The sequence below is a fragment of the Streptomyces olindensis genome (assembly GCF_040645895.1).
Taxonomy (GTDB): Bacteria; Actinomycetota; Actinomycetes; order Streptomycetales; family Streptomycetaceae; genus Streptomyces; species Streptomyces olindensis.
The window spans coordinates 23,794-35,241 of record NZ_JBEYZD010000019.1; the positions used below are offsets into that span (position 1 = coordinate 23,794).

Below are 11,448 nucleotides of genomic sequence, written 5' to 3' on the forward strand. Positions count from 1 at the left end.
CCACTGGCCCCGGTTCCGATCCCACCACCCTCGGCGGAACCTGCCCCCCAACCACCCGTCGCACCTCCCTGGGCACCGCCCCCGGGCTCCCCCACCACCCCTCCCGGAGGCCCACTCGTCGACCAGTCGCCGACGCCCCCCGACAAACCGTCTGCCACCCGGCCCCCGGCCGTACCGCCCCGGCCCCGCCCTCGCGCATGCGCCCCGCTCACGCGGCGTGCACCCGGAAGTCGCCGTCGTCGCCCAGTTCGTAGACGAACCCCGTGTCCACCTCGTAGTACCAGCCGTGCAGCCGCAGCCGGCCCGAGTCGAGGCGCTGCCGGACCACCGGGTAACTGCGCAGCGCGGCCAGTTGGTTGACGACGTTGCTCTGGGACACCTCCGGCAGGGACGGGTCGTCCGGCGCGGTGTCGAGGACGGGGGTCAGCTCCGGCCGGGCGATGCGGAGCCAGGCGTCCACGCCGGGCAGTGCCGACAGGTCGTCGCCGGACTTCAGCGCGCCCATCGCACCGCAGTGTGAGTGACCGCACACCACGATGTCCTGAACCCCGAGCACCTCCAGTGCGTACTCGATGGTGGCCGCCTCTCCGGAGGCCCCGGGCCGTCCGTAGGGCGGCACGATATTGCCCGCGTTCCGTAGCTCGAATATTTCCCCGGGCCGTGCACCCGTGATGAGGGCGGGTATGACCCGGGAGTCCGAGCAGGTGATGAACAACGCCTCCGGATATTGCCCCTCGGCCAGTTTCCGATATTCGCCGCTGTCGAAATCGACGCGCGTCCTGAACGCACGGGCGCGGTCCAGCAGTGCCTTCAACTCTGCCTCCTGAGCTGGGGTTTCCTTCTGCGCTCACCACCGTAGACGGCCGACCTACAGAGGAAGGTTAAGCAAACTCCAGAGCCCGGCCAGGAATTGAACATTCTTTGTCCGGATACCCATACGATCGCTCATCTTGTAGCGTGTGAACTCCGCGGCAGCGAATGCGAATTCACGCTGCCCGGATTCATGCCGGCTCACGGAGAGACAGGACGTATGGGCATACGAGTACTGCTCATCGAGGACGACGAGACGATCGCCGAGCCGCTCACCGAAGGGCTCGGCCACTTCGGGCTGACGGTCGACCACGTCGCCACCGGCACGGACGGCCTGAGAGGCCCGTACAACGACGTCGTCCTGCTCGACCTGGGGCTGCCCGACATGGACGGCATCGACGTCTGCCGGGGCATCCGCCAGGTCTCGGACGTGCCGATCGTCATCCTCAGCGCGCGCGGCGAGGAGGCCGACCGCGTGCTGGGCCTGGAGCTGGGCGCCGACGACTACCTGGCGAAACCTTTCAGCGTGCGGGAGCTGGTGGCCCGGGTCCGTGCCGTGACCCGCCGGACGCAACGCACCCACCCGGCGTTCCCTGAACCGCCCGGCCCCCAGAGCACCCCCGACGCGCCGCCGCAGGAACCGGCGTACGAACCAGCGTACGAATCGGCGGCCCCGACACCCGGCGCCCGGACCCCGGCCCTGTCCTACGAGCCCCTGTCCTACGAACCCCCCACGGCCACCTCGTACGCCCCGTCCGCGTCCGCGTCCCCGTCCGCGTCCCCCACCCCCGACCCGGGCCCGCTCGTCGTGGACCGCCGTACCCGGCAGGTCTGGGTCGGCGACGCCCCCGTCCTGCTCACGCCCAAGGAGTTCGACCTGCTGGCGCTGCTCAGCGAGGACCCGGGGGCGGTCTACTCGCGCCAGCAGATCCTCGACCGGGTCTGGGACCCGCACTACGACGGCCCCACGAAGACGCTGGACGTCCATGTGGCCGCGCTGCGCCGCAAGCTGGGCCACCCGGCGTGGATCAGGACGCTGCGGGGCGTCGGTTTCCGGCTGGCGGTGCACACGGGGCCGGGCGCGGCGCAGGTGGCGTCTCCGTGACCCGCCGGCTGCTGCTCAGCTACCTCAGCCTCGCCGCGCTGGTGCTGCTCTGCCTGGAGATCCCGCTGGGCTTCGTGTACTCGCGCGGCGAGCGGGAGCGGGTGGTCAACGCGGCGAAGGACGAGGCCGAGTCGGTGTCGGCGTACGCCGCGCTGTCCCTCGCGGCGGGGCGGGCCGAGCGGGACCTGCCCGCGCGGGTGGCGCACTGCGCGCGGCGCATCGGCGGCAAGGTGGTGATCGTCGACGCCTCGGGCGCGGCGCTCGCCACGTCGCACCCCTTGGACGTCGGCATGACCGGCCGCCTGGCCGCCCGGCCCGGCATCGCGGCGGCGCTGCGCGGCACCTCGACGGTGGACGTCCGTACGTCCACCATCGGCGGGGTCGAGTACCTGTCGGTGGCCGCGCCGGTCGGCCAGGAGGCGCGGCCGGTGGGCGCGGTGTGGCTGACGGTGCCCACCCGGACCGTGCACGAGCGGGTGCACCACGTGTGGCTGCTGCTGGCGCTGGGCGGTGCGGCGGTGCTGACGGCGGTCGCCGTGCTCGGCTTCGCCTTCGCCCGCTGGGCGGGCCGCCCGATCCGCGAGCTGGAGCAGGCCACGCACGACCTGGCCGACGGCGGCCGGTTCGCGCCGGTGACCATCACGAAGGGCCCGCCGGAAGTACGCAGCCTGGCCGCCGCGTTCAACCACACCGCGGCCCGGCTCGCCCATCTGCTCGCCTCCCAGCGGGCGTTCGCGGGCGAGGCCTCGCACCAGCTGAAGACCCCGCTCGCGGCCCTGCGGCTGCGCCTGGAGAACCTGGAGCCGGACGTCGCCGCCCGTGCCCGGGGCAGTCTCACCGCGGCCGTCACGGAGACGGACCGGCTCGCCCGGATGGTCGAGCACCTGCTGGCGATGGCCCGGCTGGAGGAGCACGCGGCCATCCCCGCGACCGTCGACCTGGGCGCGGTCTGCGCGGAACGGCACCGCACCTGGCAGCCCCTGTTCGCACGGGAGGACGTCTCCCTCGTGCTCTTCGCGGGCAGTGTCGGCCCGGTGCTCGCGGTGCCGGGAGCCGTCGAGCAGATCATGGACAACCTCCTCTCCAACGCCCTGCGGGCGTCCCCGGCCGGCAGCACCGTCACGATCGAACTGCGACTGCAGGCCCCGTCCCGGAGGGCGTTGCGCGACAGCCGCCCCCGCTGGGTCGACCTGCACGTCACCGACGAGGGGCCCGGCATGACGGAGGAACAGCGGGCCCGCGCCTTCGACCGTTTCTGGCGCGCCCCGGGCGCGCCCAAGGGCGGCACGGGCCTCGGCCTCGCCCTGGTGCAGCGCCTCGCCCACGCCAGTGGCGGCGAGGCGACCCTGCACGCGGCGGCGACGGGCGGCCTCGACGTGGTGATCCGGCTGCCGTCGGCGCGTCCGCCGGGAGAGGTACCGGGGCCGGGCGGGGACCGCCCGAGGAGGCCCAGACGGGAGGCACCGGCGCTGCCCGCGTAGGCCGCCCGCCCACCGGCGCTGCCCCGCAGCCGCCCGCCCACCGGCGCTGCCCCCGCAGGCGCCCGCCCCGCCGGACGCCCACCGGCGCTGCCCGCGTCAGGCGCTCGCTCCCCGCCCGCCCACAGGCGGCTCACAGCATGCCGCCCCCCGGCCACTGTTTGTCCATGCCCCGTCAACCCCGCGCCCCTAGCGTCCTCTCCGCCTCCCCCCACGCACGACCCTGCCGTCGACCGGCGGCAGGGCGGTACGGCACCTCTTGGAGTGAGAGTGGAACGTCGTAGCCTCCTGCGTGCGGCCGTCCTCGGCGGCACATCGGCCGCTCTGGGCGGAACGCTGTGGCGCGGCGCCGCGTACGCGGCCCCGGCCCAGCCCGGCACCGGCCCCTACGGGCCGCTGGGCTCCCCGGACGCCAACGGCATCCGACTCCCGAGCGGCTTCACGAGCCGGGTGATCGCCCGGTCGGGCCAGCGGGTCGGGACCACGTCGTACACCTGGCACAACGCCCCGGACGGCGGCGCCTGTTACGCCGACGGCACGGGCTGGATCTACGTCTCGAACTCGGAGATCAACCCGGGCGGCGGGGCGAGCGCGGTGAAGTTCTCGTCGACGGGCGCGATCACCGGCGCGTACCGGATCCTGTCCAACACCCGCACGAACTGCGCGGGCGGCAAGACCCCGTGGAACACCTGGCTGTCCTGCGAGGAGGTCGACCGCGGCTACGTCTTTGAGACCGACCCCTGGGGCGCAAAGGCGTCCGTCCGCCACGACGCGATGGGCCGCTTCAAGCACGAGGCGGCGGCCGCCGACCCGGTCCGCCAGGTCGTCTACATGACGGAGGACGTCACGGACGGCTGCTTCTACCGCTTCCGGCCGACGACCTGGGGCGACCTCTCCTCCGGCACGCTGGAGGTCATGGTGGCGGGCAGCGGCACGAGCGGCCCGGTCGCCTGGGCCCGGGTCCCCGACCCCTCCGGCGCGACCGCCACCCGCAGCCAGGTCTCCGGAGCCAAGCGCTTCAACGGCGGCGAGGGCTGCTACTACGCGAACGACACGTGCTGGTTCACCACCAAGGGCGACAACCGCGTCTGGCAGTACAACGCCGCCGCCCAGACCATCGAACTCGCCTACGACGACTCCCTGGTGAGCGGCACGGCCCCCCTGACGGGCGTCGACAACGTCACCGGCTCCACCTCCGGCGACCTCTTCGTCGCCGAGGACGGCGGCAACATGGAGATCTGCGTGATCACCCCCGACGACGTCGTGGCCCCCTTCCTCCGCATCGACGGCCAGTCCGCCTCGGAGATCACCGGCCCCGCCTTCTCCCCCGACGGCACCCGCCTCTACTTCTCCAGCCAGCGAGGCACGACCGGCAGCTCCTCGGGCGGCATCACGTACGAGGTGAAGGGGCCGTTCCGGGCGTAACCACCGAGCCCGGCTTCACACGACCATCACAAAATGGTCACCCGGCCCTCAAGACGGGCCGTCCGGTCCTACGGTCATCCCCTCACGTACCACCTCTGGGGGGATGACCATGACCAATCCGTACACCGGCCCCTACCCCGGGCCGCCCGCGCCGCAGCCCTCGCGCCCGGCACCCCGCTGGGCCCGCAAGCGTTACGTGCTGCCCGCGCTCGCCCTGGCCCTGTTCCTCGGCGCCGGCATCGGTGCCGGTGGCGGCGAGACCACCACGGACGCGAAGCCCGCGGCCGCCGGGCCGCAGCCGACTGTCACCGTCACCGCGACGGCCACCGCCACCGCGACACCGCTCGCGAAGGAGCCGGAACCCGCACCCACGGTCACCGCGACGAAGACCGTCCGGGTCACCACCACGGTCACCGCCCGGCCGGCGGCGGGCGGAGGATCCGACGACGGTGGATCGGGCGGCGAGGACGTCTACTACGCGAACTGCAGTGCCGTCCGTGCCGCCGGCGCCGCACCCATCCACCGCGGCGAACCCGGGTACGCCTCCCACCTGGACCGGGACAACGACGGGGTCGCCTGCGACACATGAGCCGGACCCGCCGGTGACCATCGGCGGATCCGGCCGTTCCACCGGTTGGGCAGTTCGTCGCGAGCTGCCCGGCCGAGGGAAGGAACACCACCGTGGAGACGACCGTGCCCGCATCGAACGCGCCGCGCGTGCTGCCGCGTGCCGAGTGGGTCAAGACGCTGCCGCAGACCATCGTCGCGTCGTGCGTCCTGCTGCTCGACGCCGAGGACCGGATCCTGCTGCTGCGCTACGCCGAGAGCCAGCCCGGTGCCGGGCTCTGGGGACTGCCGGGCGGCATGCTCGACCACGGGGAGGACCCCGTCACCGCCGCGCACCGGGAGGTGTGCGAGGAGACCGGCATCGTGCTCGACCGCCCACCGCGGTTCATCGGCTACGACCACCGGGCCGACGTGATGGGCACGGGCCCGGTGATCGACTTCTACTTCCACGGCGGACGCCTCCCCGCGGACGTGTCCGTCCGTCGCAGCGAAGAGCACGACGACCACGGCCTGTTCGCCCTCGACGAGCTCGGGTCGACCGCGCTCATGCCCGTCCTGCCCGCCCTCACCGCCCTGCACGGCGCCGCCCTGGCCGGGACCGTCGTAAGCCTGAAGGAAGGACGGCCGCAGTGAACGCGCCGCGCCGCCTGGCGGTCGTCGTCGCCGCTGCCCTCGCGGTCTCCCTCGCCCCGAACACCCCGTCGGCCGGCTCCACCCCGGGCCCCCTCACACCGGAGCGGCTGCGCCACGAGGCCGCCGCCGTCCTGGACACCGCCCGGGCCGTCAGCCTGCACATCCGCGTCCGGGACGGGCGGCACGTCGCCGAAGCCGGGGCCGGCGAGGCCGTCGCGGGCACCGGCCGGCCCGTGCCGGACAACCCGCACGTCCGGGCCGCCAGCGTCACCAAGTCCCTCGTGGCCGCGACCGTGCTCCAGCTGGCCGCCGAGCGCCGCCTGTCCCTGAGTGACACGGTGGAGCACTGGCTCCCCGGCCGCGTCCGGGGCCACGGCAACGACGGCAGCCGCATCACCGTCCGGCACCTGCTCCAGCACACCAGCGGCCTCTACGACCCCGACTCCACCGAGCTGACCGGCAAAACCGCCCCGGACTTCGAGCGCAGGCGCTTCGAGCGCGTCGACCCCGAGCACCTGGTCGACATCGCGCTGCGGCACCCCCCGGACTTTCCCCCTGCCGACCCGGACGACCCGGAACCCCGCTGGAGCTACTCGAACACCGGCTACCACCTCCTGGGCGCCGTCATCGAGAAGGTCACGGGACGCCCCTGGGCCGAGGAGGTGCACGAGCGGATCGTCCGCCGGCTGGGCCTGCACGGCACCCGCGTCCCCGGCGACGACCCGTACCTGCCGGAGCCCCACGCGCACACCCACCACCGGTTCGCGGGGTCCGACGACTACACCGACACCACCATCCGCAACATGGCGTGGGCGGGCCCGGCCGGCTCGCTGGTCTCCACGCCCCACGACCTGGACCGGTTCTTCACGGCCCTGCTCACCGGCGGACTCCTCCCGCCCCGGGAACTGACCGCGATGCGCACCACCGTCCCCGTCAACGAGGAGCACCAGCAGTACACGCCCGGGATGCGGTACGGCCTCGGCCTGCAGGAACAGCCGCTGGCGTGCGGCGGGAGCCGCTGGGGCCATCACGGCGACCTCGAAGGCACCTTCGTCAGAACGGGCTTCACCGCCGACGGCGAGCGGTCCGTCGTCATCACGGTGAGCGGACGGAACACCGACGAGACGCGGCTCCTCCGCACCGAGAAGGCCCTCCAAGGGTTCATCGACCGGATGCTCTGCGGGCGGTGACAGCCGCTCAGGACAGCAGGTCCACGGCCCGCACCCGGTCCTGATGGATCAGGACGTCGTAGCAGCGGCCCAGCGCGATGTCGAACCAGTTCCGCTCCTCCGGGTAGGCGGTACCGACACTGCGCGTGGGCCGGGCCTCGGCCAGCCAGGTCCGGGCCGGGCCGGGGGCCGTGCGCAGGTCCAGGACCCAGCGGCCGTACCTCACCTGATCGAGGGTGTGCTCGTTGCTGCCGGGCCGCGGGGGGCCGACCGTGTGGGTGAGCATGTGCACCTCCTCCGGGTCGGTGGCCTTGAACGAGCCACGGCCGAAGGTGAGCCCGACGCTCACGTAGCCGTCGCCGATCCGGTCCCGCAGGAACGCCCCCTGCGTCCTCGGCAGGACACGCGGGTCCTCGGGTTCGTAGCCGATGTGGTTGTTGTGGCCCGCGAGCAGGATCCGGTGCCCGGTGTGCCGGTGCCACCAGACGATGTTGTCCGCCATGACGTCGTCCCGCCAGCGCATGGCCTCGGCGACCTGCCGCGGGTCGTCGAAGTCGAAGCCGTAGCCGGTGGCCGTCTGGTCGATCACCGTAGCGTGCCGGAGCACCTCGGCGAACTCCCGCCGCCCGGCCTCGCCGCGCGGCTCCAGCGTCTCCAGCAGCGCCAGGGCGCGGCCGGTCCGTGACGCCATGTCCTGCCGCTCGGCCAGCGGGCGGGCGAGGTAGGCCTTCTGGTACTCGCCGGAGGGGACGGCCGGCCGCAGCCCCCGGTACAGCGCGTCGAAGCGCGGCGACAGGTCCGGCCGGACCCGGGCGACGTACTCGGTCACCCGGTCGTACAGCTCCGGGCCGGTGTAGCCCCAGTCGTCCCCCATGAAGCGGACCGGGTCGTGCGGATGCCGGCGGTTGTGGTCCCGCATCCACTCCACCAGTTCGAGGTTCTCGGCGGTGGGGTTCAGCGCGTAGGTGTACTGGAAGTCCTCCCGCATGATGCGCTCCGGGTCGCCCTTGCCGTGGACGACGTACTCGTCGAGGCGCACCCCGGTGCTCCAGGCCGTCTCCAGGGCGAAGGTGCGGAAGCCCCGGTGCTCCACCAGGTACCGGAAGACCCGGTCCTTCATGGCGAGGAACTCGTGCGAGCCGTGCGTCGCCTCGCCCATCCCCACCACGACCGCGTCCCCGACGGCTCTGCCGACCGGCCGCAGATCCCTGACGTCCCCGCCGGGCTCGGCGGTACGCAACGGACTCGCGACCCGCTCCAGCCCCGGCACGACCGGGTCGCCCGTCGCCCGGGGGGCGGCGGCGGAAGGGACCGGGGCGAGGAGGATCAACACGAGGACGAGGAAGGTCCAGGGGCGCAGGCACGACATGTCCGCATACGTGCCCGAAGTCCTGCCTTTCCGAACCCGCCCGCACCTGAACGGGTCGCGAGATCCGACGGGGTGACTCCGTCCTCGGGCGCCGACCGCACGCGACGGATCAGAGGTTCTGTTCAGCCCACTCAGCGCACCGAGTAACGGCGAGGCGGCCGCCCGCAGGAACCTCACACGAGACCGGCCTCGCCCCCTACTCTGGCAGTGACGAAGCTGCCAGGAGGGGCAAGGCCGTGATGTCTGAAGACGCTACCCCGGACCCGTACGCCGATCCGCTGCGATTCGGTCAGCGAGTGCAGATTCTGCGTGAGCGCCGCGGCATGACACAGGCTCAACTCGCCGATCTCATCGACATCTCACCGCACACCCTGCGCAAAATCGAGAACGGGCAGCAGAAGGCGCCTGGACTCGACATGGTTCTGCGGATCGCACAGGCGTTGCGGGTCCGGGACCTCGCCGACCTCACGGGCAGGCCGGATGCTCACGTTGACCTTTTCGTCGGCCCAGGCCACCCTCGCTTGGCGGCGGTGAAAGCGGCCATCGACGACTTCGCCCTCACCCGGAGCACGGAGCCGCCGCGTGTTGCGCATCTGGAGGCCCGCCTGCACGCGGCCTGGAGGGAGCGGCATGCCTCGGAGAACCACCGTGAGGCGATCGGCAGGCTGTTGCCCGACCTGATCCGGGACGCTCAGACCCTCGTCAGGAATGCCGACAGTGCGGCAGAGCGACGTACGGCGCAGGCCCTCCTCGCCCAGGTCTACTCGCTGTCCCAGTTCTTCATCGCCTACCAGCCCGACAGTTCCCTGCTGTGGCGGGTTGCGGAGCGGGGCATGATCGCCGCTCAGGAGAGCGAGGACCCGCACGCCATCGGTGTCGCTTCGTGGCTGCTTGCCCAGGCGCACCGCGACTGCGGACCCCGGCACTTCGACGCCGCCGACGCCGTGAACCGCGAAGCCGTCGCCTTCCTCAAGCCCTTGCTGCCGGAAGGAAACGACGACATCCTCGCCATCGCCGGTGCGCTGGAGTTCGAGCTCGGCTACACCGCGGCCCGACGGCGTGAAACGGGCACCGCGTGGCGGCACTGGGACAGGGCGAAGGACGTGGCCTCGCGGCTGCCCGCGGACTACTTCCACCCGGTGACGTCGTTCTCCCGAGCCATCATGGGCGCGCACGCGGTGACGGTGGCGGTGGAACTGCACCAGGGAGGCGAGTCCGTACGGCAGGCTGCCCGGGCGGACCAGAGCGTCATCAAGTCCCGGCCCCGCCGCGCCCGGCACCGCATCGAGGAAGCCCGGGGCTACCAGCTGGACAACCAGCCGGACACTGCGTTGGCGTCACTGGAGAAGGCGTTCGCGGCCGCGCCGGAAACGATCCGGTACAACGGCTACGCGCGGGCGATCCTTCTTGAGGCAGTGGAATCGACACGAGCACCTCGCCGCCGTCGTGCCGCTGACCTGGCCGCAAAGATCGGCCTCCTCGCCGCCTGAGCGTAGCGACCGGATTACGGTCGGCGATCGAGTGGAGGCGCTTCTACGGTCTTGGCACAAGGGCCCCGGCGACCGCGCGAACAGTCCCGGGGCGTGGCCAACGCTGCTGAGGAGCGTCAACAGTGGTCTTCCTATCACGTGCACTCGAACGGGCGAGAGCTGTGCTGTCCGGACCGCGCACCCCCGGCCGGCACCGCCGTACCCCCGTGCCGCGCGCCGTGCTCCCCCCGGCCTCTTGTCGGCCATCGCCTGACGTCCGGGGCGCGCGGCTCATGGCCGTCCGGAGCTACCGCCGGGCACGGCAGGAGGACACGGGCGTCCTGGTCCGGCCCTACGTCGCGCGCCTGGGTGAGGGCGTGTACGCAGGTGCCCAGGCGGGGCCCGGGGGCGTCGGCCGGTGACAGCCACCCGCTCCGAGACCGACGTGCCCGTTCCGGGCGTGACCGCGATGCGTGCCCAGGCGAGCTGGTTCCTGGACCAGCGCACACTGCCGCGCCACCAGGCCACGCAGCTCATGGCGAGAGACCTCCGCGAGTTCCTGGAACACCTGGTCCCGCGGATCGAGCGGCTCGCCGCCGAGCGCTCCAGGGACGACGTGCCGGCGAACGTGGCGTTGGCCGGCGTCGCCGAGGCCAGGCGTCGTATGGACGAGCCGGAGGCCGCGGGCCTGTGCGGCGAGGTCGAACGGGTCAAGTCGCTGGCCCGGTCGGTCGTCTCCTTGTGCGACCACCACGACACGCTCACCGGGATCACCGTCTGCCTGCTCTGCGACCACGTCATCGGCGACGAAGCGTGGGCGCCGTTCCAGCGGGCGTGCCCCTCGGGAGCGGGTCTCGAGTCGGGTCGTGTCCATCAGCGCTGCGCACCCGCGGTGAGGCACACCCGGCGCTGACCGGCCGCCCGCCCTTGTGTCCCCGCACCCGTGGGGCCCTCGCTCGTGCCGTGTCGCTCTCGGCGAGACGGTGGGTCAGTGGGTGAGTTGATCGGAGTAGCTGAAGTCCCCCACGGTCCAGGCACTGACGTCCTCGATCGCGACGCGGTACATCCCGCCCGTCTCCGGGATCCCCATCGTGCCCTGCAGGATGCGGGCGACGTGGAAGTGCAGGTGCGTGGGCGGGCCGTCCTTCTTCGGAGGGCCGTCGAAAACGGCGGAGAACTCGCCCAGGCGGGCGGAGTCCGTCAGCACCTCCGACACCCTCTGCCGCCACACGGCTTCGGGAGCAAGGCGACCGGTGATGACAGCACCACCGGTCACCACGGTCAGGGACATCTGGGTGCTCTGCCCGGACTCCACACGGGCGGCGATGTCAACGATCAGCTCGTCAGGCTTCGGCATGGGAGCAAATCTTATGCACCGGGCCGTCCGGGCGGTGCCCCGGATCCGCCGCAGCGTCCCGGCAAG

At 72.5% G+C, this 11,448-nt stretch carries 11 protein-coding genes; 8 read left to right on the forward strand and 3 right to left on the reverse strand.

Annotation, left to right across the window (positions count from 1 at the left end; genetic code table 11):
- Positions 1-208: 208 nt before the first annotated feature.
- Complete coding sequence (locus ABZ948_RS14610) at positions 209-814, reverse strand: carbonic anhydrase (protein WP_359759434.1); 606 nt, start codon at positions 812-814, stop codon at positions 209-211.
- A gap of 216 nt (positions 815-1,030) precedes the next feature.
- Between ABZ948_RS14610 and ABZ948_RS14615 the strand changes: the two genes are divergently transcribed.
- From ABZ948_RS14615 to ABZ948_RS14640, 6 genes are all read left to right on the forward strand, one after another.
- A complete protein-coding gene (locus ABZ948_RS14615; RefSeq protein WP_359759436.1) occupies positions 1,031-1,915 on the forward strand; it encodes a response regulator transcription factor in 885 nt (294 codons plus the stop codon).
- Entirely contained in the window at positions 1,912-3,396 is a 1,485-nt protein-coding gene (locus ABZ948_RS14620) for a sensor histidine kinase (protein ID WP_359759438.1), read from the forward strand. Before ABZ948_RS14615 ends, ABZ948_RS14620 begins: the two co-directional genes overlap by 4 nt.
- Before the next feature lie 267 nt (positions 3,397-3,663).
- The gene (locus ABZ948_RS14625) at positions 3,664-4,818 is read left to right on the forward strand and encodes an alkaline phosphatase PhoX (RefSeq protein ID WP_359759440.1); all 1,155 of its coding nucleotides are present in this window, start codon (positions 3,664-3,666) and stop codon (positions 4,816-4,818) included.
- Positions 4,819-4,927: 109 nt separating this feature from the next.
- Positions 4,928-5,407 carry an excalibur calcium-binding domain-containing protein gene (locus ABZ948_RS14630; protein WP_359759442.1) on the forward strand — a complete coding sequence of 160 codons (480 nt, stop codon included), beginning with the start codon at positions 4,928-4,930 and terminating at the stop codon, positions 5,405-5,407.
- Between the two features lie 92 nt (positions 5,408-5,499).
- Positions 5,500-6,018 (forward strand): NUDIX hydrolase, encoded by a 519-nt coding sequence (locus ABZ948_RS14635; RefSeq protein ID WP_359759444.1) that lies wholly within the window; start codon positions 5,500-5,502, stop codon positions 6,016-6,018.
- Positions 6,015-7,208 carry a serine hydrolase domain-containing protein gene (locus ABZ948_RS14640; RefSeq protein ID WP_359759446.1) on the forward strand — a complete coding sequence of 398 codons (1,194 nt, stop codon included), beginning with the start codon at positions 6,015-6,017 and terminating at the stop codon, positions 7,206-7,208. Before ABZ948_RS14635 ends, ABZ948_RS14640 begins: the two co-directional genes overlap by 4 nt.
- Positions 7,209-7,215: 7 nt before the next feature.
- Here the strand turns inward: ABZ948_RS14640 and ABZ948_RS14645 are convergent, their stop codons facing one another.
- A complete protein-coding gene (locus ABZ948_RS14645) occupies positions 7,216-8,556 on the reverse strand; it encodes an erythromycin esterase family protein (RefSeq protein WP_359759447.1) in 1,341 nt (446 codons plus the stop codon).
- Between the two features lie 239 nt (positions 8,557-8,795).
- Between ABZ948_RS14645 and ABZ948_RS14650 the strand changes: the two genes are divergently transcribed.
- Both ABZ948_RS14650 and ABZ948_RS14655 read left to right on the forward strand, forming a co-directional pair.
- Positions 8,796-10,046 (forward strand): helix-turn-helix domain-containing protein, encoded by a 1,251-nt coding sequence (locus ABZ948_RS14650; protein WP_359759449.1) that lies wholly within the window; start codon positions 8,796-8,798, stop codon positions 10,044-10,046.
- 397 nt (positions 10,047-10,443) lie between these two features.
- Positions 10,444-10,938: a DUF6415 family natural product biosynthesis protein gene (locus ABZ948_RS14655; RefSeq protein ID WP_359759451.1), complete on the forward strand. Its 495-nt coding sequence runs from the start codon at positions 10,444-10,446 to the stop codon at positions 10,936-10,938.
- Between the two features lie 75 nt (positions 10,939-11,013).
- On the opposite strand, the gene ABZ948_RS14660 is transcribed toward ABZ948_RS14655, so the two are convergent.
- Entirely contained in the window at positions 11,014-11,382 is a 369-nt protein-coding gene (locus ABZ948_RS14660; RefSeq protein ID WP_359759453.1) for a hypothetical protein, read from the reverse strand.
- Positions 11,383-11,448 lie beyond the last annotated feature (66 nt).